At 73.8% G+C, this 26,132-nt stretch carries 26 protein-coding genes; 8 read left to right on the top strand and 18 right to left on the bottom strand.

Annotated elements, in window-relative coordinates; genetic code table 11:
• Positions 1-138: 138 nt before the first annotated feature.
• On the bottom strand, positions 139-636 hold the full coding sequence (locus QMC84_RS02995; protein WP_300371637.1) for a MarR family transcriptional regulator: 498 nt from the start codon (positions 634-636) through the stop codon (positions 139-141).
• A 39-nt stretch (positions 637-675) separates the two neighbouring features.
• On the opposite strand from QMC84_RS02995, the gene QMC84_RS02990 reads away from it, so the two are divergent.
• Positions 676-1,641 carry an EamA family transporter gene (locus QMC84_RS02990; RefSeq protein ID WP_300371636.1) on the top strand — a complete coding sequence of 322 codons (966 nt, stop codon included), beginning with the start codon at positions 676-678 and terminating at the stop codon, positions 1,639-1,641.
• On the opposite strand, the gene QMC84_RS02985 is transcribed toward QMC84_RS02990, so the two are convergent.
• Entirely contained in the window at positions 1,560-2,135 is a 576-nt protein-coding gene (locus QMC84_RS02985; protein WP_300371635.1) for a hypothetical protein, read from the bottom strand. The genes QMC84_RS02990 and QMC84_RS02985 overlap by 82 nt on opposite strands.
• Before the next feature lie 114 nt (positions 2,136-2,249).
• A complete protein-coding gene (locus QMC84_RS02980; RefSeq protein WP_300371633.1) occupies positions 2,250-2,702 on the bottom strand; it encodes a nuclear transport factor 2 family protein in 453 nt (150 codons plus the stop codon).
• A gap of 83 nt (positions 2,703-2,785) precedes the next feature.
• Here QMC84_RS02980 and QMC84_RS02975 point away from each other — a divergent pair, with 83 nt between their 5' ends.
• From QMC84_RS02975 to QMC84_RS02955, 5 genes are all read left to right on the top strand, one after another.
• A complete protein-coding gene (locus QMC84_RS02975) occupies positions 2,786-3,664 on the top strand; it encodes a TIGR03619 family F420-dependent LLM class oxidoreductase (protein WP_300371631.1) in 879 nt (292 codons plus the stop codon).
• The gene (locus QMC84_RS02970; protein ID WP_300371629.1) at positions 3,664-4,815 is read left to right on the top strand and encodes a hypothetical protein; all 1,152 of its coding nucleotides are present in this window, start codon (positions 3,664-3,666) and stop codon (positions 4,813-4,815) included. Before QMC84_RS02975 ends, QMC84_RS02970 begins: the two co-directional genes overlap by 1 nt.
• Positions 4,812-5,654, top strand: coding sequence for an SDR family oxidoreductase (locus tag QMC84_RS02965; RefSeq protein ID WP_300371627.1), 843 nt, complete (start codon positions 4,812-4,814; stop codon positions 5,652-5,654). The genes QMC84_RS02970 and QMC84_RS02965 overlap by 4 nt, the downstream gene beginning before the upstream one ends.
• Before the next feature lie 55 nt (positions 5,655-5,709).
• Positions 5,710-6,867: a sulfotransferase gene (locus QMC84_RS02960; RefSeq protein ID WP_300371625.1), complete on the top strand. Its 1,158-nt coding sequence runs from the start codon at positions 5,710-5,712 to the stop codon at positions 6,865-6,867.
• Positions 6,868-7,009: 142 nt separating this feature from the next.
• Entirely contained in the window at positions 7,010-7,744 is a 735-nt protein-coding gene (locus QMC84_RS02955) for an NAD(P)H-binding protein (RefSeq protein WP_300371623.1), read from the top strand.
• A 65-nt stretch (positions 7,745-7,809) separates the two neighbouring features.
• On the opposite strand, the gene QMC84_RS02950 is transcribed toward QMC84_RS02955, so the two are convergent.
• The 9 genes from QMC84_RS02950 to QMC84_RS02910 all read right to left on the bottom strand — a co-directional run bounded on the left by QMC84_RS02950 (position 7,810) and on the right by QMC84_RS02910 (position 16,375).
• A complete protein-coding gene (locus QMC84_RS02950; protein ID WP_300371621.1) occupies positions 7,810-9,207 on the bottom strand; it encodes a cytochrome P450 in 1,398 nt (465 codons plus the stop codon).
• Positions 9,208-9,277: 70 nt separating this feature from the next.
• Positions 9,278-10,030 (bottom strand): ZIP family zinc transporter, encoded by a 753-nt coding sequence (locus QMC84_RS02945; RefSeq protein WP_300371619.1) that lies wholly within the window; start codon positions 10,028-10,030, stop codon positions 9,278-9,280.
• A gap of 113 nt (positions 10,031-10,143) precedes the next feature.
• On the bottom strand, positions 10,144-11,055 hold the full coding sequence (locus QMC84_RS02940; protein WP_300371617.1) for an alpha/beta hydrolase: 912 nt from the start codon (positions 11,053-11,055) through the stop codon (positions 10,144-10,146).
• Positions 11,052-11,642, bottom strand: coding sequence for a TetR/AcrR family transcriptional regulator (locus tag QMC84_RS02935; RefSeq protein WP_300371615.1), 591 nt, complete (start codon positions 11,640-11,642; stop codon positions 11,052-11,054). The genes QMC84_RS02940 and QMC84_RS02935 overlap by 4 nt, the downstream gene beginning before the upstream one ends.
• Entirely contained in the window at positions 11,639-13,009 is a 1,371-nt protein-coding gene (locus QMC84_RS02930) for an NAD(P)-binding domain-containing protein (RefSeq protein WP_300371613.1), read from the bottom strand. The genes QMC84_RS02935 and QMC84_RS02930 overlap by 4 nt, the downstream gene beginning before the upstream one ends.
• A gap of 42 nt (positions 13,010-13,051) precedes the next feature.
• On the bottom strand, positions 13,052-14,026 hold the full coding sequence (locus tag QMC84_RS02925) for a sucrase ferredoxin (protein WP_300371611.1): 975 nt from the start codon (positions 14,024-14,026) through the stop codon (positions 13,052-13,054).
• Positions 14,023-15,150 (bottom strand): cupin domain-containing protein, encoded by a 1,128-nt coding sequence (locus tag QMC84_RS02920; protein ID WP_300371609.1) that lies wholly within the window; start codon positions 15,148-15,150, stop codon positions 14,023-14,025. Before QMC84_RS02920 ends, QMC84_RS02925 begins: the two co-directional genes overlap by 4 nt.
• The gene (locus tag QMC84_RS02915; RefSeq protein WP_300371607.1) at positions 15,151-15,423 is read right to left on the bottom strand and encodes a hypothetical protein; all 273 of its coding nucleotides are present in this window, start codon (positions 15,421-15,423) and stop codon (positions 15,151-15,153) included.
• 25 nt (positions 15,424-15,448) lie between these two features.
• Positions 15,449-16,375: a sucrase ferredoxin gene (locus QMC84_RS02910; protein ID WP_300371605.1), complete on the bottom strand. Its 927-nt coding sequence runs from the start codon at positions 16,373-16,375 to the stop codon at positions 15,449-15,451.
• A gap of 248 nt (positions 16,376-16,623) precedes the next feature.
• Between QMC84_RS02910 and QMC84_RS02905 the strand changes: the two genes are divergently transcribed.
• Positions 16,624-17,754 (top strand): TIGR04053 family radical SAM/SPASM domain-containing protein, encoded by a 1,131-nt coding sequence (locus tag QMC84_RS02905; RefSeq protein ID WP_300371603.1) that lies wholly within the window; start codon positions 16,624-16,626, stop codon positions 17,752-17,754.
• Positions 17,755-17,757: 3 nt separating this feature from the next.
• Here QMC84_RS02905 and QMC84_RS02900 read toward each other — a convergent pair whose 3' ends face one another.
• The 3 genes from QMC84_RS02900 to QMC84_RS02890 form a co-directional block, all read right to left on the bottom strand.
• Positions 17,758-20,814: a helix-turn-helix transcriptional regulator gene (locus QMC84_RS02900; RefSeq protein WP_300371601.1), complete on the bottom strand. Its 3,057-nt coding sequence runs from the start codon at positions 20,812-20,814 to the stop codon at positions 17,758-17,760.
• Between the two features lie 13 nt (positions 20,815-20,827).
• Positions 20,828-20,983 carry a hypothetical protein gene (locus QMC84_RS02895; protein ID WP_300371599.1) on the bottom strand — a complete coding sequence of 52 codons (156 nt, stop codon included), beginning with the start codon at positions 20,981-20,983 and terminating at the stop codon, positions 20,828-20,830.
• A 74-nt stretch (positions 20,984-21,057) separates the two neighbouring features.
• Positions 21,058-22,062, bottom strand: a complete 1,005-nt coding sequence (locus QMC84_RS02890) for an AraC family transcriptional regulator (protein ID WP_300371597.1) — start codon at positions 22,060-22,062, stop codon at positions 21,058-21,060.
• Positions 22,063-22,192: 130 nt separating this feature from the next.
• On the opposite strand from QMC84_RS02890, the gene QMC84_RS02885 reads away from it, so the two are divergent.
• Positions 22,193-22,447 (top strand): DUF4242 domain-containing protein, encoded by a 255-nt coding sequence (locus QMC84_RS02885; RefSeq protein ID WP_300371595.1) that lies wholly within the window; start codon positions 22,193-22,195, stop codon positions 22,445-22,447.
• Between the two features lie 22 nt (positions 22,448-22,469).
• Here the strand turns inward: QMC84_RS02885 and hutI are convergent, their stop codons facing one another.
• Genes hutI through QMC84_RS02870 form a run of 3 tightly spaced genes read right to left on the bottom strand, consistent with a single transcriptional unit; the run spans position 22,470 to position 26,130 of the window.
• Positions 22,470-23,636: an imidazolonepropionase gene (gene hutI / locus QMC84_RS02880; protein ID WP_300371593.1), complete on the bottom strand. Its 1,167-nt coding sequence runs from the start codon at positions 23,634-23,636 to the stop codon at positions 22,470-22,472.
• Positions 23,633-24,946, bottom strand: coding sequence for a formimidoylglutamate deiminase (locus QMC84_RS02875; protein WP_300371591.1), 1,314 nt, complete (start codon positions 24,944-24,946; stop codon positions 23,633-23,635). Before QMC84_RS02875 ends, hutI begins: the two co-directional genes overlap by 4 nt.
• Entirely contained in the window at positions 24,943-26,130 is a 1,188-nt protein-coding gene (locus QMC84_RS02870) for an allantoate amidohydrolase (RefSeq protein ID WP_300371589.1), read from the bottom strand. The genes QMC84_RS02875 and QMC84_RS02870 overlap by 4 nt, the downstream gene beginning before the upstream one ends.
• Positions 26,131-26,132: the final 2 nt, after the last annotated feature.

The raw sequence follows: 26,132 nt of genomic DNA, 5'->3' as shown, positions 1-26,132 counted from the left end.
CGACGAGTCTGGCAAATAACTTGAGTCGACTCAACTCAAGTTCGTTCACCAGGCCCAACGCAGGTCGCGGTGCGGGATGTTCCCGGATCGGGGAGGTGGTTCTGGCCTCGTCGGCGGCCGCGCCGGCGGACGCGGCGCTCAGATCCCGAGCGAGCGACCCCACGTCTCCAGCAGGTGCGCCAGGCGGGCCCGCTCGAGCTCGGTGAGCGTGCCGACCAGCCGGTGCTCATTGGCCATGTGCGCCTCGAACGCGCGGTCGATCAGGTCGAGGCCGGCCGGCGTGAGGGCGACCACCCGGCTGCGGGCGTCGGCCTCGCCCACCCGGCGGGTCACCCAGCCGTGCTCGGCGCAGCGGTCGACCCGCTTGGTCACCGCCCCCGAGGACACCATGGTCGACGCGGCCAGATCGCCGGGCGTGAGCTCGTACGGCGCTCCGGTGCGGCGCAGCGTGGCCAGCACGTCGAACTCGCCCTCGCCGAGACCGAACCGGGCGTAGACCTCCACGAGCTCCTCGGTGAGCCGCGCGGCGACCCGGTGCAGGCGGCCGATGACGCCCTGGGGCGAGGGATCCAGGTCCGGGCGCTGGTCGCGCCACTGCGCCATGATCCGGCCGACGTGATCCAGGTCGCTTGCCACACTCGGAATATATCTGACGTGGAAGGTATTCTGTCTTCCGTGGAAACTAACTGGCGGACGCTGAGCCTGACCGCGCTGGCGCCGATCGCGTGGGGCTCGGGCTACTACGTCACCGAGGCGTACCTGCCGCCGGACCGGCCGCTGTTCGGAGCGATGGTCCGGGCGCTGCCGTTCGGCCTGGTCCTGCTGGCCTTCCGGCCCCAGCTCCCGCGGGGCGAGTGGTGGGGCCGGGCGCTGCTGCTCGGCACGCTCAACGTCGGGGCCTTCTTCGTGCTGATCTTCGTCGCGGCGTACCGCCTGCCCGGCGGGCTCGCGGCCACCCTGACCGCGACCGCGCCGGTGATGATGATGCTGCTGGCCTGGGGCCTGGTCCGCGAGCGTCCGCGCGCCGCCTCGCTCGCCGGGGCGGCGGTCGGGTTCACCGGGGTCGCGCTGCTGGTCCTGCGCGGCGGCACGGCGGTCGACCCGGTCGGCGTCGCCGCGTCGTTCGCCGCGGTCGCCATGTCCTCCCTCGGCTACGTGCTGATCAAGCGGTGGGAGCCGCCCGTCGACCTGCTGACGTTCACCGCCTGGCAGCTGGTCGCCGGCGGCCTGGTGCTGCTCCCGATCGCCCTCGTCGTCGAGGGCGCACCGCCGCCGCTCGACCTGCGCGCGGTGGGCGGCTTCCTCTACCTCGGCCTCGTGGCGACCGTGCTGGCGAACGCGCTGTGGTTCCGCGGCCTGCGCCGGCTGCCCGCCGCCGCGGTGTCCCTGGTCGGCCTGCTGAACCCGGTCGCCGGCACCGTGGTCGGCATCGCGCTGGCCGGGGAGCTGTTCGGGCCGACCCAGGCGCTCGGCATGCTGCTGGTGCTCGGCGGCATCCTCGTCGGGCAGCCCGCGATCGCGGACCGGCTGCGGGTGCGGCTGCGCGCGCGGGTGCGGACTCAGCCGATGGTGACCCTGACCTCGTTCGACTCCAGCCCGGTGTCGGTGTCGACGACCCGGAACCGGTTCGGGCCGGAGTAGCTGGTCGCCACCGAGGTCTGGAACGTCTCGTCGCTGACCGAGGCGGTGACGGGGAAGTCCCGCCACGACCCGCCCGTGAACCGCTGCACCTGCAGGATCGCGCCCTCGCCGCCGGGGTAGACGCCGGTGAGGCCGAAGGTCTCCATCGGCCCGGCCGAGGTGGTCGAGGCGGACAGGGTGATCTGCTTGCGGGGGGACTTCGACTTCGTCGGTTCGGTCGACCGGTCGCTGCTCGCCGGCGTTGACTGCCCGGGCGCGAGCGTGATCTCGGGTCCGCTGGCCGCCGGCGTCTTCTCCGGCCGGGGCAGGTACATCGAGCGCTCCGAGCCCGCCCCGTCGCCGCCGCCGTCGCCGCCCAGGCCGAGCACGCTGGCCCCGGCGATCATGACCAGCCCCAGGATCAGTCCGACGACCAGGGCGACACCCACGAGAGCCACCAGCCCGGTGACGACCGGGTGCCGCTCGTCGGGGCGCTCGGGCAGCTGCTCGGACACGCGGTCATCTCCCCCGGCTCGTGGCGTACGTCGTCACCATTGTCGGTGACCCACGCAAGGCCGACCAAACGGGTGGCGGCTCGCGTGCCGGAGGAGGCTGCTGACGGCGGGCTCCTAGAGGCCGCGCTTCCAGACGATCTCCTCGTGCAGCCGGCGGCTGCGCCAGCCGTCGGGGGTGCGCACCATCGTGTGGTGGTACAGGCCGCCGAACTCCACGACCTGGGTGTCGTCGGCCCCGTCCTCGCCCTGACCCGGGAGCGGCATCGGGTTGTGGAAGTACGCCGTGACGACCGCCTCGTCACCGCCCCGCCCGTCGCCCGGGAACCGGACCTCGACCTGGGCCAGCGAGTGCATCCGCCGGGGGAAGAACGCCGGCAGCACCTCGGCGAGCCAGGCCTTGACCGCCGGGTAGGTGTCGGCGATGCCACCGGACTCGGTGTAGTCGATCTCGGCGTCGGGGGTGAACACGGCGTCGAGCGCGTCCCACTCCCCGGTGTCGATCGCCCGGGTGTAGCGCACGAGCACCGCCTCGATCTCGAGGCGGTCGCTGATCTCCTGGAGGTCCACGGCGCCACTCTGGCAGAAAACTGGAACACGTTCTAGTGTGTGGTCTCGACAGGCTCGTCCACCGACCGGACACGAGGGATCCGATGAGATTCACCTACGCCGAGGCGATGACCCAGGCGCAGTTCTACGCGCCGCTCGCCCAGGCCGCCGAGCGGGCGGGCTACACGTCGATGACGGTGGCCGACAGCCTGATCTACCCGAAGGACTCCGACTCGAAGTACCCCTACACCGACACCGGCGACCGGGAGTTCCTCGAGGGCAAGGAGTTCATCGAGACGATGGTGCTGTGCGCGCACCTGTTCGCGCACACCACGACGCTGCGGTTGACCCCGTTCGTGCTGAAGCTCCCGATCCGACCGCCGGTACTGGTGGCCAAGCAGGCCTCCTCGCTCGCCTACCTGTCGGGGGACCGGCTCGGGCTCGGCGTCGGCATCTCGCCGTGGCCCGAGGACTTCGACGCGATGGGCGTGCCGTGGGAGCGCCGCGGCAAGCGGATGGACGAGTGCATGGACGTCCTCCGCGGCCTGACGACCGGCGAGTACTTCGAGTACCACGGCGAGTTCTACGACGTCGACGCGCTCAAGCAGTGCCCCGGCGCGGCCGAGCGGATCCCGCTGCTCGTCGGCGGGCACGCCGACGCCGCGCTGCGCCGCGCCGTACGGAAGGGCGACGGCTGGATGCACGCCGGCGGCGACGGCGAGGAGCTGGACCGGCTGCTCACCCGGCTCGCCGAGATCCGACGAGAAGAGGGAGTGGCGGGCGACGATTCCTTCGAGGTGCACGTGATCTCCTACGACGCCTACGACGTCGACGGGATCAAGCGGCTGGAGGACAAGGGCGTGACCGACTGCATCGTCGGGTTCCGGGTGCCCTACATCAAGGGCCCGGACACCGAGCCCTTGGAGAAGAAGATCGAGCACCTCGAGCGGTACGCCGAGCAGATCATCCACAAGGCCGGCTGATGGGTGACCTCACGCGTCCCCTGCAGGACGCGATCGCGGAGGCGGAGAAGCTCATCGAGAGCGCGCCGTTCATCCGCACCGAGCAGGACCTGCTGGAGGGCTACGACTACCTGTCCGGTCGGATCCGGATGGCGATGCAGATGGCCTTCGACCACGACCTCGAGCGGCCGCTGTTCATCAACCCCACCCACCAGTTCTCCCGGCAGGGCCTGGACAACCCGGACGCCATCTACTTCAACGCCTACCTGAAGGAGGGCGTCGAGTACGCCGTGCGCGGGGTGCGCGGCAGCACCGCGGACCTGTCCTTCCAGGTGATGGGCGGGGCGTACACCGCCGACGCGGCGGCCACCTCGATGCTCGCGTTCGACGACCGCGAGCTCGACATCGCCGCCGACGGCTCCTTCGAGTTCACCTACGTCGCCGAGCCGGGCGCGAAGACGATGATCGTGCGCGAGGTCTACAACGACTGGGACACCGAGGAGCGCGGCCGGCTCTGGATCGAGCGCACCGACACCGTCGGCCGGCCGGCGACCCCACTGACCAGGGACCGGCTGGCGAAGAGGTACGAGGTCGCCGCCAAGCTGCTCACCGGATCGATCCAGACCTGGCTCGCGTTCCCGCAGTTCTTCGAGCGCAAGGAGCCGGCCAACCGGCCGACCCCGCCGCGCTCGACCCCCGGCGGGCTGTCGTCGCAGCGCTCCTCGATCGGCCACTACGACCTCACCGAGGACCAGGCGCTGATCGTGACGGTGCCGGAGTGCACCGACTGCGCGTACCAGGCGATCCAGATCGGCTCGGACTGGTACGTCTCCACCGACTACGAGACCCACCAGACGTCGCTGACCAAGGCCCAGGCCGTGGTGGACCCCGACGGCCTGATCCGGTTCGTCATCTCCGAGCGCTCGCCCGCGGGCCCCGACGCGCGGATCGCCAACTGGCTCGAGTGCACCGGCCACCGCACCGGCTCGATCATGCTGCGCTGGCAGCGCCTCGAGCGCGACCTCGGCCCCGAGGACGGCCCCGTCGTCGAGGTCGTCGACCTGGCCGCCGTACCCGACCGGCTGCCCCACTTCACCCCGATCACCACCGAGCAGTACGCCGAGCGGATCGCCGCCCGGCAGCGCTCCGTCGCCCGAAGGATGCTGAGTTGAGCACTGAACTTGGTTACGCGCAGGCCCACGACACCTCGATCGAGGAGCGCTACGCCGCCGTCCCCCTGCTGAGGGGCAAGGTCGTGGTGATCTCCGGGATCGGCCCCGGCCTGGGCCGGGCGCTGGCCGAGGAGGCCGCCAAGATGGGCGCCGACCTGGTGATCGCCAGCCGCACCGAGTCGCGGCTGCACGAGCTGCAGGCCGAGCTCGAGGGCTACGGCGGCAAGGTCGTGAGCGTCGTCACCGACGTCACCGACGAGGACTCGCGCGCGAGTCTGCGCGACCGGACCCTCGAGGCGTTCGGCCGCGTCGACTGCGTGATCAACAACGCCTTCGCGATCCCGCCGATGGACCCGATCACGCAGATCGACCCGCGCAAGCTCGCGAAGGTCAACGAGACCAACGTGTTCGCGCCGCTGCGGCTCTCGGCGCTGTTCGCCGACACGCTCGCGGAGACGAAGGGCTCGATCATCATGCTGAACTCCTGCGTCTCCTTCTCCTCCCAGCCCGAGTACGCCGGCTACAAGCTCTCCAAGGGCGCGCTCGAGCACCTGGCGTCGTCGCTGGCGACCGAGCTCGGCCCGCGCGGGATCCGGGTCAACAGCGTGGCGCCGTCGTACATCTACGAGGACGTCAACCGCGGCTACTTCGACTTCCTCGCGGCCGTCGAGGGCAAGACGCACGAGGAGGTGTACGCCGAGAAGGCGGCGCCGACCGACCTCCGGCGGCTGGCCTCGGCGCAGGAGGTCGCCCGCGCCGCGCTGTTCCTCGCCTCCGACCTCGCCTCCGCGGTGACCGGGCAGATGCTCACCGTGGACTGCGGCGAGTTCCACGACTGATGACGACGTGGCGGCGGGTCGGGAGGCCTGGCCGAGCAGACAGGAACACCGACCGATGAGCGACAACGTGATGACCCGGGAGCGGGCGGACGTCGGCTCCTACGAGGACATCGCCGCCGCCGCCGTCCGCACGACCGGCCTGAGCGACTTCGGCGACGGCGCGCACGAGGAGGGCCTGCGGGTCCTGGTCGACGACCTCGCCTCGCCCGACGCCGGGCTGACCCCGCGGGGCAACTACTTCCAGCGCTCGGAGGTGAAGAGCGCGCTGGTCGGCGTGCTGCTCACCCAGGCGCAGTTCGCCGCGCACCCCGAGCACCGGGACGTCCCCATCGAGCGGCCGGTCTTCGTGATGGGGCTGCCGCGGACCGGCACCACCGCGCTGCACCGGCTGCTGCACGCCGACCCGATGGCCCAGGGGCTGGAGATGTGGCTGACCCAGTACCCCCAGCCGCGCCCACCGCGGGACACGTGGGAGCAGGACCCGATCTTCGCCGCCATGCAGCAGGCCTTCTCCGCGCACCACGTGGAGAGCCCGGAGTTCATGGGGATCCACTACATGGACGCGACCACGGTCGAGGAGTGCTGGCGGCTGCTGCGCCAGACCGGCAAGTCCAACTCCTACGAGTCGCTGGCGAACGTGCCGCGCTACACCGCCTGGCTGCAGGATCAGGACTGGACCGACGCCTACGCCCGGCACAAGGAGAACCTGCAGCTGGTCGGCCTCAACGACCCGGAGAAGCGCTGGGTGCTCAAGAACCCCTCGCACCTGACGGCCCTGGACGCGCTGATGGCCGTCTACCCGGACGCGCTGATCGTGCACACCCACCGCGACCCGGTCGTCTGCATCGCGTCGTCGTGCTCGCTCTCGGCCGAGACGACCGCGGGCCACAGCACGACGTACGTCGGCCGCACCATCGGCTCGACGCAGCTCGACCTCTGGTCGCGCGCCTACCACGCGTTCCAGGACGCGCGGGCGCACTACGACCAGGTCCAGTTCGTCGACGTCGCGTTCTCCGACCTGCGCGCCGACCCGCTCGGCGTGACCCGCGGCGTGTACGACGCCTTCGGCCTCGACTGGACCCCCGACGTCGAGGCGGCCATCGCCGAGCTGGACCGCGAGTCGAGGTCCGGCAAGGCGGCCCCGTCGCACTCGTACTCGCTCGAGGACTACGGCCTGACCGACTCCGAGGTGCGTGCGGCCTTCGACCGGTGAGCGCCCTCGCTCGCGGCCGCCTCCGTCGCGTCGAGACACCTGAAGCGGCCGGGCTCCGGCGGCGAGGGCAGCCGTTGCGGGTGTCTCGACGCTGACTGCGGCCGACCTATGGTGGCAGTGACCCGTCGTCCCAGGAGCAACCATGAAGATCGCCGTCGCCGGCGCCACCGGCCTCATCGGAGCCCAGCTCACCGCACTCGCCCGGGAGGAGGGGCACGAGGTCGTCGAGCTGGCCCGGTCGACCGGGTTCGACCTGCTCCGACCCGAGGGCGGCGACGCTCTCGAGGCGGCGCTGGCCGGGGTCGAGGCCGTCGTGGACGTGACCTCCAGCCCCGGCATGGAGGACGCCGAGGCGTTCTTCACCACCGTGGCCCGCAACCTGGGGCAGGCGGCCACCGCCGCCGGGGCGTCCCGGACGGTCGTGCTCTCGATCGTGGGCGTCGACCGCAGCCCGGACTTCGACTACTACGTCGCCAAGCTCGCCCACGAGCGCGCCACCCGCGAGCACGCGCCCGGCCCGGTGGTGCTGCGGGCCACCCAGTTCCACGAGTTCGCGGGCCAGATGCTGGCCTGGAACACCCAGGACGGCGTGGTCCGGGTGATGGACGTCCCCAGCCAGCCGGTGGCGACCGGCGAGGTGGCGCGGGTGCTGCTCGACCTCGCGACCGGGGCGCTGGCCGGCGACCAGGACCTCGCCGGCCCGCGGCCCGAGCGGCTCGTCGACCAGGTGCGGGTGCTGGTCGAGCGCGCCGGCTCGGACGTCACCGTCGAGGCGGCCCCGGCCGCGCCGAGCATGGCCGGCGGCTCGATGCTGCCCGGGTCGGATGCCCTGCTGCGCGGACCCGACTGGGCGACCTGGCTCGACCGGCAGGCCTGAGGGGTCGCGGGTCCTGCCGCACCTGACCGGCGGCCGCGGGGACGACCGGGTCGCCGCGACCTGACCTAACGAGTCGTGACGCGGATCCGTGCGCCGTGGCGCGGCACGCTGGTGATGTTGCGGACCTTCGGCTCGTCGGTGCCGATCGCCTCCACGTCGTACGCCGTGAAGACCTCGCGCAGGACCGCCACCCCCTCCATCAGCGAGAACCCGGCACCCAGGCATCGCCGCACACCGCCGCCGAACGGGATCCAGGTGTTGGCGGGCGGATTCTGGCCGAGGAACCGCTCGGGCCGGAACACGTCCGGGTCGGGATGGTTGTCCTCGCGCTGGTGGGCGATGATGATCGACGGCCCGACCGTGGTGCCCTTCGGCAGCTCCCAGCCCCCGACGGTGGCCGGCGCCTGGAGGGTGCGCACCACCATCGGGATGATCGGGTGCAGCCGCAGCGACTCCTTGAGCACCGCGTCGAGGAAGTCGTCGTCGCCCTCGGCGGCCGCGCGCTGGCACCGCGCGAGCAGCGCCGGGTCGCGGCCCGCCTCGTAGAGCGCCCAGGACAGCCCGGAGGCGGTGGTCTCGTGGCCGGCCAGCAGCAGGGTGACCAACTGGTCGCGCAGCTCGTTGTCGCTCAACCGCTCGTCGGGCCGCCCTGGCGTCCCGCCGTCCTCGCCCTGGAGGATCAGGCGGGAGAGCACGTCGGTGCGCTCCGCCAGGTCGGGGGCGGTACGACGGTCGCGGATCTCGGCGTACATCAGCCGGTCCAGCTCGCGCTGGTTGTCGACGGTCGCCTTCCAGGGGCCGAACCGCTGCAGCCAGGGGTAGCCCCAGCCGAGCAGGACCGCGGGGCTGATGTTGACCGTCCGGTTGACCCGGGGCCGCAGCTGGGCGAGCCGCGCCTGGTCGGTGACGCCGAAGACCACGCGCAGGATCACCTCGAGGGTGAGCGCGTTCATCCGGTCCAGCGCGCGGAACTCCTGGCCGCTGCGCCAGCTGCCGACCTCGGCGCGGGCGACCTCGGCGACCAGCGCCTGGTACTCGCGCAGGGCGTGGCCGTTGAACGCCGGCATCAGCAGCTTGCGGGCCCGCTTGTGCTCGCGGGAGTCCTGGAGCAGCAGCGAGTGCTCGCCCATGATCGGGCCGAGGATGCCGTTGGCCTTGCCCGCGTGGAAGACCTCCGGGTCGCCGGCGAAGATCTCCTTGGCGTGCTCGGGCCGGGTGAAGAACACCAGCGGCCGGCCGCCGGGGGCGAGCCGCACGGTGAAGACGTCGCCGTACCTGCGCCGCAGGTAGGGGTGGAACCGGTGCCGGAAGCGGAGCAGCCCGGCGGTCTGGACGAGCACCGGCCACCGCGGCCCGGGCGGCAGCCCGGCGCGGTCGACCGGCGGGAGCTTGCCCTGGTTGCCCGGGCTCATCCGCCGCATCCGCTCGCTGGTCAGCTCGCTCACGTCGTCCAGGGTCGCCATGGACCGACTCTAGGTCGCATCAGCCGAATTGAATAGTCGTCAATAGCGCTCGCCGGCCCGGCCCCGGCGGTCAGCCGGCGCGCTCGATGACGAACGAGGACAGGAAGCCGACGGTGGCGATCAGGCCGGTGACCAGGTGGGCGCGCTCGAAGGCCTCGGGGATCATCGTGTCGGCGACCATCGCCAGGATCGCGCCGGCGGCAAGGGCGGTGATCGCCGCGACCGTCTCGCCGGAGGCGCCCTGCAGCGCCAGGACACCGACGGCACCCGCGATGCCGCTGGCGACCGCGATGCCGGTCCACACCCCGAACACGTAGCGCGCGCTGCGGCCGTTGCGCTTCATGCCCGCCGAGCTGGACAGGCCCTCGGGGAGGTTGGAGATGAAGATCGCGGCCAGGACGGGTACGCCGACGCCACCGCCGCCCAGCAGGGAGAGGCCGAGCACCACCGACTCCGGTACGCCGTCGAGCAGGGCGCCGACCGCGATCGCCGTGCCGCTGCCCGACTGCTCGTCCTCCGAGGGCTGCTCGTCGCCCGCGCGCTTGCGGTGCCGGGCGCCCCGACGGGCGAGGAGGATGTTCGCGGCGACGTAGGCGATCGCACCGACGAGGAAGCCGCCGCCCGTGGCGGCCAGGCCGCCGGTCCGCTCGGCCTCGTCCATCAGGTCGAAGGCCAGCGCGGAGATGAGCACCCCCGCGCCGAACGCCATCACGCCGGCGACCACGATCCGCGGGACACGCACCGACCACGCGATCGCCGCGCCGATGACCAGGGCGCCCCCGGCGAGAAGCCCCCAGAGTCCTGCCTGGATCCAGATCGGCACCCGGTCACCCTAGACGGACGGGCCCGTCCCTGGCCCGGCGAGCGGTGATCCAGCAACCGGCCCGCCTGCCAGAACGGTTGCTCAGGCACCGCCCACCCCGGCCCGCGGGGCCGCTAGCGACCCGGCGGAGCCAGCACCCTCGAGAGGAAGGCCACCTGGTGGCGTACGGCGGCCTCGTGCCAGGGCTTGCCGGGCCACACGTCGAAGTGGTCGCAGGGGTAGTGGCGGACCTCGGCGCGGCCGGCGAAGGCGGCCTTGGCGGCGGCCCGCGGTGGGGCGCTGCGGTCGAGGTCGGCGATCTGGACGAGCAGCGGGGCGCGGACGTGCCTGGCCTGCCGGCCAGGCCGGTGGTTGCCGAGCTCGAGGCCGACCGAGGCGTCGATCTCGTTGCGCCAGGTCGGGCCCGCGAGAGCCAGGTAGTCCTCGAGGCAGCCGTCCAGCGTCAGCGCGCCCAGCTCCCCCGGGCGGGCGACGACCGGCATCATCCGGGTCGCGCCGACCCGGCTGCGGACGCCGGCAACGGTGGAGCGCAGCATCGCCGACGGCCGGTGGTGCGACAGCGCGTGCCGGCCGGCCGCGAGCCCGTCGACCAGCGGGGTCAGCGACACGACGGCCGCCACGTCGTCGCGGTGCGCCGCGGCGGCCAGCACGTGCCCGCCGGCCAGCGACACGCCCCAGAGCACCAGCCGCGCCGGGTCGACGCCGGGCAGCCGCGCGGCGGCCGCCATCGCGGCCCGGTAGTCCTCGAGCTGGCCGGCCATCGAGACGGTCTGCCGGGGCGAGCCGCCGCTGGCGCCGAAGCCGCGGTAGTCGAAGGCGAGGACGTCGAGCCCGGCCGCGGCCAGCGCCTCCGCGAACGGCTGGAGGCCGGAGTCCTTGGTGCCGCCGAGCCCGTGCGCCATCACGGCCACCGGCCGGCCGGCCTCGGTGGCGAGCGCCTCGCCCTCGCCGGTGAAGTGCCAGGCGTGGCAGTCCGCCCGGTCCCGCCGGGGGCCCGAGGGGAAGGCGATCTCGTCGTACTTCACTGGGTCCTCCCGTAGATCGAGCTCAGCCACACGTGCACGACCGCGTCGACGTGGCGGTCCCAGTCGAAGTCCGCGGGTGCGCGGACGACGCGCGCCAGCGTGCGGTCGTTGAGGTCGAGGAGCGCGGTGGCGATCGCCCGCGCGTCCACCCCGTCGGGCGCTGCGCCGCTCGCCCGCTCGCCCGCGATCACGTCGGCGAGCACGCCGATGAACGTCTGCTGGAAGGCGTCCCACTGGTCGCGGACGCCGGGGCTGGTCGCGCGGGCGTCGAGCAGGGCGCGGTAGAGGTGCCTCCGCTCCCCCCAGCCGACGAAGATCGCGCGGATCGCGGTCACCAGGCGATCGCGCATCGAGCCGTCACCGCCCAGCAGCTCCGCGGCGCCGAGGCCCTCGTCGTACATGTCGTCCATCAGCGCCGCGACGGCGGCGGCCTTGTTCTCGAAGTAGAAGTAGAACGCGGACCGCGTGACCCCGGCCCGGCGGGAGATGTCGGCGATGTTGATCGCGTCGAGCGGGCTGTGCTGGAGCCGGTCGTCGAGGGCGGCGAGCAGCGCGGTGCGCCGCTCGTCGCCCCTGGTGGCGCTCACGAGGCCCGCCCCGCCAGAAGCGGCGCACCGTCGGCGGCGGCGCGCTCGCGGCCGCGCGGGATCTCGCGGGCCCGCAGGTCGTGCTCGTAGACGAAGTAGTCGAGCTGCTGGGTGTGGCGGGGCCGGTCGAGCATGTGCCCGGTGTACTTCTGCTGGTCCTGGACGATCACCCGCTCCATCTCCTCGACGGGCGGCAGCCGGTACAGGCCCGCGGCGTACGCCGCCACCAGCCGCGCCTGGGCCTCCACGAACGGGAACAGCGTCGGGGTGGCCTGCGCGAAGCCGGCGAAGACCAGGTCGTCGATGCCGGGCTTGAACATCCGCTTGTACAGGCTGATCTGGTTGTCGGGCGCGCTGATGAACGCGGGGTCGAAGAACGGGAACGTGATGTTGTAGCCGGTGGCGTACACGATCACGTCGAAGTCGCCGCTGGTGCCGTCCTGGAAGTGCACGGTCCCGCCGTCGAGCCGGGCGATGTCACCCTTCGGCGTGAGGTCGCCGGACCCGAGCCGAAGCGGCAGCTCGACGGACTGGGTCGGGTGCGCCTCGAAGAACTTGTGGTTGGGCTTGGGCAGGCCGTACAGCTCGGGGTTCGAGCCGGCCATGAACTGCATCTTCTGCACGAACCAGCGCTGCCACTTCAGCGGGAGGTACGGCGTGGTCACGTAGTACTTGTCCGCGGGGAGGCCGTAGGTGTACTTCGGCACGATCCAGGCGCTCGACCGGGTGGAGAGCGTCACCTCGTTCTGCAGCGACCGCGAGGACAGCTCGACGGCGATGTCGGCGGCGCTGTTGCCGATCCCGACGACGAGGATCCGCTTGCCGGTGAAGTCGAGCGGGTCGTGCGGGTCGATGTAGTGGTGGGAGTGGATCGAGTCGCCGGTGAACTCGCCGGGGAAGTCCGCGAACCGCGGGTCCCAGTGGTGGCCGTTGGCGACCACGAGCAGGTCGAAGCGGCGGGTGCCGGTCCGCTCGGTCCGCAGCTCCCAGCCGCCCGCGGGCAGCCGCTCGGCGTGCACCACGCCGTTCTGGAACTCGATGCGCTCGAGCAGGCCGAACGCGTCGGCGTAGGAGTCGAGGTAGGCCTTGATCTGGGTGTGGTGCGGGAAGTCGGGATAGTCCTCCGGCATCGGGAAGTCCTTGAACGACAGCCGGTGCTTGGAGGTGTCGATGTGCAGTGAGCGGTAGGCGCTGCTGCGCCCGTTCGGGTTGCCGAACGCCCAGTTGCCGCCCACCCGGTCGGAGGACTCGAACGTCGTGTAGTCGATGCCGTAGTCGTCGAGCATCTTGCTCGCGGTCAGGCCGCTGATGCCGGCGCCGATCACCGCCACCGTGGGCCGAGCCGCCTGGCTCGTGGGTTGCGCCACCGGACCTCCTGAGTTGAGTGGAACGTGTTCTAGTCCAGGACGCTAGGTCTTGGACTGACACGCGTCAACTGATCGCGCCGGACGATGCCCAGGTCGTGGTCGGGAGCGCCGGGTCACGCTGAGCAGCTCGTGCGCCGGCACCGGGTTGTCACGCTGCGCCTTGCAGGTCAGCCGCGTGGCGGTGCCCGGGTCGTGGGTGGTGCGGACCTGGACGTCGTACGTCGCGCCCGCGACGGCGAAGGCGGCCGTCGTGACGTCGCCCGCCACCGAGCGTCCCACCAGCACGACGTCCGGCTCGCGGGTCACGGCCAGCTCGCGGCGCAGCAGGATCTCGGCGGCCTGGACGCCCATCGGCTGGGAGGAGCGGCCCCGCAGGTGGTCCAGGTCGAGCTCGCCGGCGAGGTGGGCGCCCGCGACCGCGAGCGCGGCGGCCGGGTCCAGCCGGCCGTAGTAGAGGCCCTGCGGCAGCACCACCATGTTGCCGGCGAACCGGTCGCCGCCGATGTGCGAGACCTCCCAGGTCTCCTCGGGGTGCGCCCGGCCGAGGGCCTGTGCGACCGGGCGGCCCCGCTCGGCGCAGCAGGCGTCGTGCCGGCCGTTGGTGCACACGCAGAACAGGGCGCCGTCGTACGCCGCCAGGCCGGTCGACCCGCCGGCCCGGAACCCGTCGAGGTCGAGGTCGAGCACGTCGCGCACGTCGCCCAGCCGGCCGGACTCGATCCGGGGGTGGACCGGGTCGGCCTGCGCGGCGAACACCCGGACGCCGGCGCCGTCCGGCTTCGAGCTGAACCTCCGGACCAGCAGGATCTTCGCGCGCAGCGCCCGGGCCCGGTCCTTGAGCGCGGCGCCGACCCCGTCGGGCAGTCGCGCGTCGAGGAGCGCGTCGCTGCCCCACGGCCCGGTGTGCTCGACCAGGAGCCAGGTGCGGACGTGGGTCGCGGTGCCGGCGACCGGCTCGTCGCGCAGCACGCTGGCGGCCGCGCAGCGGAAGGCGGGCGGCGGGGGCGCCGGGCTCACCGGACCTCCAGGAGGCCCTCCCGGACCAGCCGTCGGCACAGCACCAGGCGGCTCTGCTCGTCGAGCGGCAGGTCGGCCGGCGTCAGCTCGCCGCGGGAACGGACCTCCTCGAGCGCCGGGCGGATCCAGGCGGGCACCGTCAGCGACCGGTCGCCGAGCAGCACCTCGATCCGCTCGCCGCGGTCGAGGAGGACGCACGGGTGGCCGGGGCGGCGGCGCAGGGTGGTGGTGTCGGTGATCGCACCGCGGGCGAGCACGTCGTGCAGGCCGCCGTCGAGGCGCGGCGGGCGCGAGGTGAGGAAGCGCCGGACCTCCGCCTCGACGGCCGCAGTGGCGTCCAGGCGGCGCACGGCCTCCGCGAGCCGCTCGAGCCGCTCGGCGAGCGGACCGGCGAGGGCAGCCGGCTCGTCGAGGTAGCCGGCGGGCAGGTGCTCGTCGGGCACCTCGCCGAGGGCGGTGGCCACCGTGCGCTCGACCAGCCCGCGCCAGGTGAGCTGGGTGATGCCGAGCGTCACGTGCAGGGAGACGGTGTCCTGGGCGCGTGCGGCGTGCGGGGTGCCGGTCGGCAGGTACATCGACACCCCCGGCTCGAGCAGCACCTCCTCGGGGCCGTCCGGCCCGTGCACCTCCCACCGCTTCGAGCCGGCGGTCTGGAAGACGAACACGTCGTGGGAGTCCGAGTGCACCGCGAAGCCCTGCGCGCCGGGCGGGGTCAGGTAGGCGTTGGCCTGGCAGGGGTGGCCCAGCTCCAGCTCGAGCTGGGCGATCAGCCGGGTCAGCGGCGGCCAGTAGCGGTGCAGGCCCTGGAAGACCACGGTCGCGCCGTCGTCGAAGAGCGCCAGTGCCTTGCGGGCGTCGACCAGCCCGGTCAGCGGCTTGCCGGCGAGGGTGGCCCGGCGGGTGTACGCCGACTCCGGGAGCACGGAGCCGTCCTTGGCCATCCGGATCGACGGCGTGCGGAGGGCGGCGCCGGCCAGCAGGTGGTCGGCATCGGCGAGCGACAGCAGGCCGACCACCCCCTCGGGGTCGGCGGGGTCGGTGCGGTGCAGGTGCACGCGTGACGCCCAGACCTTCGCGAGGAAGGTCTGGGCGTCACCGCTCAGCAGGTCGAGTGCGCTCCTCACTCAGGAGGCGCCCCCGTCGGTGCCGTCGCCGTCGGTCCCGTCGCCGTCGGTGCCGTCGCTGTCCGAGCCGTCGCCGTCGGTGGTGTCGGTCGCGTCGCCGTCGGTGCCATCCCCGTCGGTGCCGTCGGCGTCACCGCCGTCGGTGCCGTCGGTGCCGTCGGCGTCACCGCCGTCGGTGCCGTCGGCGTCGCCGCCGAGGCCGGTAGTGGGGTCGCCCGCGGGGGCGGTGCTCATGTCGTCGTCGCTCAGAGGCTCTTCGGGCGTGGTCGTCATCTGACGTCCTCCTGGGTCGGTGGGGCTAGTGCTGGTCGCTGGGGAAGGGGTCCGCGATCATCCGATCCTGTACCCAGCCGACCACGGCGTACACCGGCGCGGCCTTCGTCCTCAGGTCCGCGCAGCTCTGCCGGCGCGGGGCGCCGAGCGACTCCTCGACGTCGACCAGGTACGCCGCGCCACCGGCCTCGAGCCGCACCCGGCCGCTCTCGACCGCGACCACGCGGACGTCGTCGAGGCGATCCAGCCCGAGCTCGGCACGCAGGTGCAGCTCGGCGACCTGGGCGGCCCCGGGCAGCCCGGAGCGGCCGCGGGCCAGGTGGGCCGGCAGCCGGCCGGCCTCCAGCGCGGCGCAGGCCTCGACCGCGGACGCCGGGTCGAGCCGGCCGAGGACCACGCCCGCGGGCAGCGCGAGCAGGGTGCCGGAGAACCGGTGCCCGCCCAGGTGGCTGGTCTCCCAGGTCGCCTCGGGCCAGCGGTCGGCCAGGGCGGCGGTGACCGGGCGGCCGCGCTCGGCGCAGCACAGGTCGCGCCGACCGTTGGTGCACACCAGCCACAGCGGTCCGGCGTACGGCTCCCACGCGAGGTGGCCCAGCGGGTCGTCGGCGACCGTCGCGGTGCTAGCGAGCAGCTCGCCGGGGTCGGCGAGCAGGGCGGTGCGCAGGACCGGCCGGTCCCCGAGCACGGCCGAGAAGACCCGCACCCCCGGCCCGGACGTCCCACCGTGGCGGCGGATCAGCTGGACCCGCACGCCGTGGCGCGCGGCGATCCCGGCGAGGTGGTCGCGCACCGCCTCGGGCAGCCGGCTCTCCGCGACCGCCTGCCGGCCCCACGGGCCGGGCTGCTCGACGAAGAGCCACGCGGCCTCGGTGGGCGCGGAGCCGGCCATCGGCTCGGTGTCGAGCAGGCTGGCCCCGGCGCAGCGGAAGGCCGAGTCGGCGGTCGTGGTCACGGGTCACGAGTATGTCTGCCCGGTGGGCGGCGAGCCGACCAGCCTCCGGCACCGGCCACCCGCTGGCACCCGACGGGCCGCGCGTGATCGGGGACACACCCGCCGGGCTTCGACGTTCGGCGCCCTGTTCTCTAGGGTCGAGCCGTGTATATTCGCCGGGTGCGCAGGGTGACGGTGGTCGGACCCGGGATGCCCGGACCGGTCGCCGTGCTGCTGCTCGCGTGCCTGGCACCCGCCGAGGAGGCCCGATGACCGACCAGCGCGCCGTGCGACAGCTGCGCCACGACCCGGCGGACCGCCCGCTGATCACCATCTGGGAGGTCACCCGCGCCTGTGCCCTGGTCTGCCGGCACTGCCGGGCCGACGCCCAGACCCGGGCGCACCCGCGTCAGCTCACCACGGAGCAGGGCCGGGCGCTGCTGGCCGACATCGCGGGCTTCGGCACGCCGTACCCGATCGTCGTCCTGACCGGCGGCGACCCGTTCGAGCGGCCGGATCTCGCCGAGCTGGTGAGCTACGGGACGTCGCTGGGTCTCCACGTCGCGCTCTCGCCGTCGGTGACCCCGCGGCTCACCCCGGACGTGCTCGCCGACCTGCGCGCCGCCGGTGCCGTCGCCATGTCGCTGTCCCTGGACGGCGCGGCCGCCGCGACGCACGACTCGTTCCGCGGCGTGCCCGGGGTCTTCGACGACACCCTGCGCGCCGCCCGGTGGGTCAAGGAGGCGGGCTTCCGGCTGCAGGTCAACACGACCGTCACCGAGGCGAACGTGGCCGAGCTGCCCGACGTGCTGCGCACCGTGATCGGCCTGGACGCCTCACTCTGGAGCGTGTTCTTCCTGGTGCCGACCGGCCGCGGCACGGCGCTGACCCCGCTCTCGGCGCCGGGCGTCGAGGACGTGCTGCACTGGATGCACGACGTCTCGGACCTGATCGCCGTCAAGGCCACCGAGGCGCCGCACTACCGGCGGGTCGCGATCCAGCGGGCTCGGGGCGACCACGTCGAGCTCGGCGAGCTGTACCAGCGGCTGACGGCGGCGACCGCGAGCCTGCGCCTGGGGCGCACCGAGCAGCTGCGTCGGCCGCGGCCACCGATCGACGTCAACTCCGGCCGCGGGTTCGCGTTCATCGACCACCTCGGCGACGTCTACCCCTCCGGCTTCCTGCCGCAGCGCTGCGGCAACGTCACCGAGCAGGGCTTCCGGGAGCTCTACCGCACCGACCCGCTGCTGCGGTCGCTGCGGGACCCGTCCGCGTTCCACGGCAAGTGCGGGACCTGCGAGTTCCGCGAGGTGTGCGGCGGATCGCGCTCGCACGCGTACGCCGTCACCGGTGACGTGCTCGGCTCCGACCCGACCTGCGTGTACGTCGCCGCGAGCTGACGGCTAGCCGATCAGCCCGCGGCGCCGGGCGATCGCGGCGGCCTCGGTGCGCCCGGCGGCGTCCAGCTTGCCGAGGATGTTCGAGACGTGGACCGAGACCGTCTTCGCGCTGATGAACAGCTGCTTGGCGATCTCGCCGTTCGACCGACCCTGGGCGACCAGCTGGAGGATCTCGCTCTCGCGGGGCGTGAGCGAGTCGGGCGCCGACTCGGCGCGCGCCGGGGCGCCGCCGATCGAGCGCAGCTCGTCGAGCAGCGGCCGGGCGCCCAGCTGGTGCGCGGTGACGCGGGCCAGGTCGCCGAGCTCGCGGCCGCCGGCGAGGTCGCCGGTGGCGCGCAGGATGCCGGCCAGGACGGTGCGCACCCGGGCCAGCTCGTGGACGTGCCCGAAGTCCTCGAAGAGCACCACCGCGTCGCGCCAGGTGCCGACCAGCGCGTCCAGGGGTGGCGCGTCGACGCCGGCCAGCCACCGGACCCGGAGCGTCTCCGCCTCCAGCCTCTTCATCCAGGCGCGGCCCTCCGGACCCCAGTGGCCCGACGGGTCGGAGTAGCGCTGGAGCACGACGGCCCCGTCGGCGTGGATCCGGTCGACGCGGACGGCGTACGCCGAGCGCTCGGCACCGGAGAGTCCCGGCATCGCCTGGGCGACCGCGCCGATGGCGAGCGCACCGAAGCGGATCCGCGCGCTGAACCACTCGTGCCACAGCCGCCCCAGCACCCCGACGACGTCGTCGTAGACCTGGAGCGCGCCGTCGGCGTCGCCGGCCCGGCCCGCCTGCACGATCTCCAGCGCCGCCGAGTGGATGGCGACCGCGCCCTCCCGCGACCAGAAGCGCCGCAGCTTGCGGGCCTCGGCGGCGACGTCCGCGCCGCGACCCTGCTCCACACTCAACCGCAGCGCCGTGAGGATCGCCCGCGGGATGGGCGGCGGGCTCTCGCCGTCCAGGACCGTGAGGGCGAGCACGTCGTCCCACGCCCCACGGACGTAGCGGACCCACGAGAGCTGCACCCGTGACTCCAGGGCGTACGGCGCCCACGTCAGTCCGTCCGCGGCGGCGCGGTCCATGGCGCTGCGGAACCACCGTTCGGACTCGTCGAACTCCCCCCAGTCCTCGAAGGACCGGCTGAGCAGGAACCGCGCCCGCAGCTCGGCGTGGACCGCGCCCGACCCCTGGGCCCGGGCCACCGCGTCGACGAGCGCGGAGCGCAGCCCCTCCTTGGGGCCGGCCTTCTTCAGGCCGCTGAGCGTGGTGATGACCTCGGAGGCGAGCTTGTCGAGGTTGAGCCGCTCGTTGAGGGCGAGCGCCTCCATGCCCGCGACCTCCGCCTCCTCGTAGCGCCCCCTCCCCGCCAGCACCCGGGCGTGGGTGGTGAGCGCCCGCGCCCGCCACCGGTTCTCGCCCTCCGGCGCCAGCGCGAGCGCCTCGGCGGAGACCCCGATCGGGTCCTCGTCGGTGTCGACGTTGATGAGGATGCCCGCGCGGGTGGTCAGCATCCGCGAGCGCCACTCCGGCGGCGCGTCGTCCGGCAGCCGGTCGAGCTGCTCCTGGATCAGGGCGACGGCGCGCTGCGGATCGCCGCTCTCGCTCAGCGCCTCCGCCGCGCTCTGCACCAGCGTGGAGACGTCGACCTCGGCGCGCTCGCAGCGACGCGGGTCGACGAGCAGCTCGAGGGCCTGCTGGTAGTGGTACGCCGCCTCGTCCGGGCCACCGACGTCCCACGCCTCGCGACCGGCCTGGATGCTGGCGCTCAACGCGGTGTCGAGGTCGGTGGCCAGCCGGGCGTGCCGGGCCAGCTCGGCCGCGGTGCCCGCGGCGGCCCCGGACCGGAGGGCGGTGACGTACTGCGCGTGCAACCGGACCCGCTCACCCGGCAGGAGGTCGTCGTACACCGCCTCGCCGAGGAGCGCGTGGCGGAAGGAGTAGCGGCCCTCGCTGGCCAGGAGGATGTTCATCTCGACCGCCTTGCGCAGGCCCTCGTCGAGCGCCGCCGCGTCGAGCCCGGAGGCCGCGGCCAGGGTGTCGTGGGAGACCCGGCGGCCGGAGACGCTGGCCGTGCGGACCACCTGCCGCGCGGTGTCGTCGAGCCGGTCGAGGCGCACGAGCAGCACGTCGGCGAGGTCGGCGGGGACCCAGCGGCCCGGGCCGGCGGCGGCGCTGGTGAGCTCCTCGACGAAGAACGCGTTGCCCTCGGCGCGGTCCACGATGTCGGCGAGCTCGCGCTCGGCCAGGCCCTCGGGGGCGAGCTCGGCGATGAGCGCCCGGACGGCGCCCTCGGAGAGCGGGGAGAGCGCCACCCGGTGCACGCCGCGGATCCGGGACCATTCGGCGACCTGGGGGCGCAGCGGGTGCCGGCGGTGCAGGTCGTCGGAGCGGTACGACGCGACCACCGAGACCGGGCCGTCGAAGGGCCGGGTGAACAGGAAGCTGAGCAGGTCGCGGGTCGACTGGTCGGCCCAGTGCGTGTCCTCGATGACGAGGAGCAGCGGCGCCTTGACGGCGGCCGTCTCGAGGAGGGTGTGCACGGCCTCGAAGAGGTCGCCCCGGTCGAGGGCGCCGGGGTCGCCGCCCGGGTCGCCGCCGGAGCGGTCCGGGGAGCCCAGCACCCGCCGGCCCGGCTGGAGGCGCGCGAGCGCGGGGTGCCGGCCCGCGACGTCCGCGACGAGGTCCGGGAGGTCGGCGGCGAGCCGGCCGAGGACCTCGGAGAACGGCAGGTACGGCAGCGCGCCGTCGCCGAAGTCGAGGCAGTGGCCCGCCACCACCTGCCAGCCCTCGGCGAAGGCCAGGTCGCGCAGCTCGGTCAGCAGCCGGGTCTTGCCGACGCCGGCGTCGCCGGAGAGCAGCACCAGGCCGGTGTCGGGGCCGGTGCCGAGGCCGGCGTCGGGGCCGGTTTCGGGGCCGGTCTTGGGGCCGGGTGCGCCGGTCCGGTGCGGACGGACGCCGAGCAACGAAGCGATCTCCGTCAGCTCGGCGTCTCGCCCGACCAGGGTCCGGCTGGTGTGTGCGGCCACGCCGTCCATGATCCCTTGTTCCGGGACCAGGCGCAGCGTCGGCTGGCTCATCGCGGCGCGCCGCTCAGCGCACCGTCGTCCAGGTCTGCCCGTCGACGTCCCGGTGCCGGCGTACCAGCGCGCGCCGCTTGCGGCGGCCCGCCAGGTCGGCCTGGACCCGGTTCAGCCGGTACTCCAGCTCGGTCTTCACGTAGTCGCGGTGTGCGGTGTTCTCGGTCATGGCGGGCTCCTCAGCTCCTCGGTGATGTGCCGAGGCTCGCTCGCTGAGGTAGGCCCGCGCATCGGGAAGGTGCCCTATCCGGTCGGCACCGGCTCCGGAGGTGCCTTAGGCGGCTGGGGCAGCCGGCCCGAGGTCCGCCGCCACTGCCCGGGGGAGAGGCCGTGGGCGCGCTTGAACGCCCGGCTGAACGCCTCCTCCGAGTCGTAGCCGACCCGGTGCGCGATCGCCGCCACGCCGAGCTCGCTGGACTCGAGCAGGTCCCGGGCCAGGTGCATCCGCCAGCCGGCCAGGTACCGGATCGGGGGCATCCCGAGCACGGTTCGGAACCGCTCGTCGAGGAGCGACTCGGACACGGCCGCCGTCCGGGCCAGCTCGGCCACCGTCCAGCGGGTGGCGGGGTCGGCGTGCATCGCGGCCATCGCCGGCGCCAGCACCGGGTGCAGGAGCGCGCCGAGCCAGCCGTGGTGCGCCGCGGGCGCGTTCGCGAGGTGCAGCCGGAGCACCTCGACCAGCAGCAGCTCGGGCAGCCGCGGCGGCACCTCGAACCGGCCGTCCGCGAGCCGGGCGGTCTGGTGCACGGCGTACGCGATGCTGGCCCCCACGAACTCCCGGGCCTCGCCGACCGGGCTCACGACGAACACCGGAGGCAGCGCGGCGAGCTGCGGGTCGAACAGCGGGTCCTCGCTCGCGAGGTAGCCGCACACCACCTGGGTCGGCGCGCCGCCCCCGCCGTGCTCGATGGCGGGCATCCGGGTCCACGGCGGCTGCTCGACGAGGCTCCCGAGCTCGACCAGCTCGGCGGCCTCGACCCCGCCCATCCGGTGGGTGTCGCCGTAGGGCAGCACGATCACGTCGCCGGCGCCGGCCCAGAGCCGGTCCCCGTCGCCGACCTGGATCCAGCAGCGACCACGGACGATCACGTGCATGAGGACGACCCGGCTCGCGCCGGGGACGAGGAGGGCGGCGAGGTCGGCCCCCGGGACCGACTCGTAGGCCCAGGCCTCGCTGTAGGACCCGCGCAGGAAGATCGCGCCGTCGAGTCGGAGCTTGGCGAGCGCGTCCGTGAGCGGGTTCGTCATCTGCTCAGCATGCGTCCGTGCGAGGCCCACGACCAGATCCCGGACGGGTCATGTGGTCCGGGCGATCAGTCATGGTCCTCGGCTGCCGTGCCGCCGAGACTCGATGGACCAGCAACGAGAGGAGAGCCCGATGCCGCTCTACATGGACGTCCACGAGGCCCTGCCGGAGGGCGCGACCGCCGCCGACGTGGCGGGGGCGCACGCCGAGGACCTGAAGATCCAGGGCAAGTACGGCGTGGACTACCGCAGCTACTGGGTCGACGAGGCGAACGGGAAGGTGTTCTGCCTGGTCGACGCCCCCAACCCGGAGGCGGCCGCCGCCGTGCACCGCGAGGCGCACGGCCTGGTGGCGGACCACATCCACGAGGTGGTCGCCGGCGACTGAGCCGCGAGGCCCGGCCCCCGCGTCACAGCGGGCGTCCGGCGGCCCAGGTCTGCCGGACGAGGGGGACGCCGGGGCGGTAGGCGAGGTGGACGTGGGTGGGGGCGTCGAGCACGACGAGGTCGGCCCGGCGTCCCGGCAGCAGCGCGCCGACGTCGTCGCGGTCCAGCGCCTCCGCGCCGCGGTAGGTCGCGGCGTGCACGGCCTCGGCCGGCGTCATCCCCATCTCGCGGACGGCGAGGGCGATGCACAGCGGGATGCTGCTGGTGAAGCAGGACCCGGGGTTGCAGTCGCTGGCGAGGGCGACCCGGACCCCGGCGTCGAGGAGCCGGCGGGCGTCGGGGTAGGGCTGCCGGGTCGAGAACTCGACGCCGGGCAGCAGCGTGGCGATGGTGCCGCTGTCGCGTAGCGCCGCGACGTCCTCGTCGCTGAGGTAGGTGCAGTGGTCGACCGCGACCAGGCCGAGCTCCGCAGCGAGCCGGACCCCCTCGCCGTAGGTGAGCTGGTTGGCGTGCAGCCGGCCGCGGAGGCCGGCGGCCGCGCCGGCCCGCAGGATCGTGCGGGCCTGGTCGGCGTCGAAGGCGCCGCGCTCGCAGAACACGTCGATCCAGCGGGCGTGCTCCTTGGCCGCGTCGAGCATCGGGCCGGTGACGAGGTCGACGTACTCCCCCGGGTCGCCCTCGGGGACGACGTGCGCGCCGAGGAACGTCGTCTCGTCGGTGAACTGGCGCGCGACCGCGAGGCTGCGGGCCTCGTCGTGGACGCTCAGCCCGTAGCCGCTCTTGATCTCGACGGTGGTGGTGCCCTGGCGGCGCATCTCCTCGACCAGGCGGGCGACGTGGCTGGTGAGCTGCTCGTCGGTGGCTGCGCGGGTGGCGGCGACCGTGGTGCGGATGCCGCCGGCCGCGTACGGCGTCCCGGCCATCCGGGCCGCGAACTCGGCGGCCCGGTCGCCCGCGAAGACCAGGTGGCTGTGGCTGTCGACGAAGCCGGGCAGCACCGCGCGGCCGCCGGCGTCGACCAGCTGGTCGGCGGCGGGCGCGTCGGCGGCGCGGCCGACCCAGGCGACGTGCGCGCCCTCGAGCAGGAGCGCGGCCTGCTCGACGACCCCGAGCAGGCCCCGACCGTCCTCGGCGGCCTCCGGGTCGTTGGTGACCAGCTCCCCGATGTTCGTGATCAGCGTCGTGGTCACGGCACCCTCCCCGCCCTCCCCGTCAGTGTGCTCACCATCAGTGCGCTCAGCGCCGCGTCGAGCTCGCGCCCGATCGCCTCGTGGTCGTCCCTGGTGGCGACCACCCGCCCGCCGATCACCACCTGGGTGACGTCGGCGCCCGTCGCGGCGAACACCGCGGTGTGCTCGTCCGCGCCGGTGCCGGCCGTGCGCGGGCTGGCGGTGTCGATCGTGACCAGGTCGGCGGGCTCGCCCACCGCGATCCCGCCGGCCGCCCCGATGGCGAGCAGCTCGGCGGCCGACCAGTGCCCGCGCTCCCGGGTGACCAGCCGCTCGTCCATCTCCAGGCCGCGCAGCTCCTCGAACGGGTCGATCACCGCGTGGCTGTCGCTGCCGATCGTGATCCGGCAGCCCGCGTCCGCGAGCCGGCGCGCCGGGCCGATGCCGTCGGCGAGGTCGCGCTCGGTCGTGGGGGTGACGCAGACGTTCGTGCGGGTCGCGCCGAGCAGCGCGATGTCGTCGTCGGTGAGGTGGGTGGCGTGGACCACCGTCGTGCCCGGACCGAGCAGGCCCTCGTCGTGCAGCAGCCGGGTGGGGGTGACGCCGTACGCCGCCAGGCAGGCCTCGTTCTCCTGCTGCTGCTCGCTCAGGTGGACGTGCAGCGGGTCGCGTCCGCGGAACACGTGCAGCTGCTCGCGCGGGACCGCGCGCACCGAGTGGATCGCGGCCGGGCCGTCGCCGACCCGCGCGGCCCACTGCTCGGCGGTGCCGTCGCTGAAGCGGAGCTGGGCACCCTCGGGAGGCGCGCCGAAGCCGCTGCTGACGTAGCAGGTGTCGAGCAGCGTGATCCGGATGCCCGCCTCGGCCGCGGCCGACCGCAGCGCGTCCCCCATCGCCGGCTCGGGGGCGTGCAGGTAGTGGAACTCCGACACGCTCGTGTAGCCGGCGGCGACCATCTCCCGGTACGTCGCCCGGGCCAGCGCGAAGTACGCGTCGGGGGCGAGCCGCGCCGCCACGTCGTACATCTGCTCGCGCCAGGTCCAGAACGTCCCCCGCCCCACCTGGGTCCGCCCCCGCAGCGCCCGGTGGAACGCGTGGCTGTGGTCGTTCCTCAGCCCGGGGATCGTGAGGCCGGGGAGCCGGGTGGTTTCCCCGGGTACCCGGGGAAACCGGTACTTCTCGGCCGAAACTTCACCCGACAAGTGCAGGTTCTGCCCTACCGGTGTGACGGATGTGAACCGGCCGTCCTCGATCTCGACCAGCACGTCGTCGCGGACGGCGCCGTCGACCCACGCCCGCTCCAGGAGGTACGCCGAGGAGGACTCGCTCACCGGGTCAGCCGTTCCAGGGTGTCGGCCAGGGCGGAGACGCCCACCAGGCAGTCGGGGAGCTCCGCGTGCTCGGCCGGCGAGTGCGAGACGCCGGTCGGGTTGCGGACGAACAGCATCGCGGTCGGGATGCCGGCGGCGGAGAGGATGCCCGCGTCGTGGCCGGCCTGGGTCGGGATCACCGGCCAGTCGCCGCCCTCGTGGTCGGCGGCGACCCGCGCGGCCAGCGCAGCGTCGAACGCGACCGCCGGCGACACCGACTCGACGGTGACCACCAGCGCGGTCCCGTCGCGCCCGGCCCGGTCGGTCGCCTGGGTGGTGATCCCCTCGACCAGCGCCGCGAGGGACTCCTCGGTCGCGCACCGGGCGTCCAGCCAGGCAGTCACGTGCGAGGGCACCGCGTTGGTCCCGTTCGGCTCGACCGACACCCGGCCGAACGTCGCCCGCTCGCCGGCGAGCCGCGCCTGCTTGTTCGCGCCCAGCGCGGTGAACGCGTAGGTGAGCATCGGGTCGGCGCGGTCCTCCATCCGGGTGGTGCCGGCATGGTTCGCGGAGCCGGCGAAGTCGAACCGGTAGCGCCCGTGCGGCCAGATCTCGCTCGCGACACCGACGGCCGCACCGCGGTCCACGAGGTCGCGGCCCTGCTCGACGTGCAGCTCGACGAACGTGCCGACCGAGGACAGCAGCGAGGAGGACGCGCCGCCCGCGACCACGTCACCGAAGGCCACGCCGTCGCGGTCGCGCAGCTCGCGAGCCTGGTCCCACGACACGGCGCCGGTGGCCAGCCGCGAGCCGAGGCAGGCCAGCCCGAAGCGCGAGCCCTCCTCCTCCACGAACACCGACACCCCGATCGGCCGCGCCGGCGCGACGCCGCGCGAGCGCAGCAGGTCGAGCGCCGCGAGCCCCGACACGACGCCGAGCGGGCCGTCGTACGCGCCGCCGTCGAGCACGGAGTCCAGGTGCGACCCGGTGAGCACGGCAGGTCCGGCGCCGACGTCCCACCAGCCCACGACGTTGCCGTAGGAGTCGCCCTCCACGCGCAGCCCGCGGGCCCGGCACTGCTCCACGAACCACGCGCGCAGCTCGGTCTCGGGAGCCGTGAAGGGCGAGCGGTTGTAGCCGCCGCTCGTGGCCGAGCGCCCCACCGGCGCGAGGTCGGCCCACATCCGCTCGAAGTCGTCAGGCACGG

It is taken from the genome of Nocardioides sp. (assembly GCF_030019515.1).
In the GTDB taxonomy this organism is placed as follows: Bacteria; Actinomycetota; Actinomycetes; order Propionibacteriales; family Nocardioidaceae; genus Nocardioides.
Note: the sequence above shows the minus strand (reverse complement) of the source record. Positions and strands in the feature narration are given on the sequence as shown.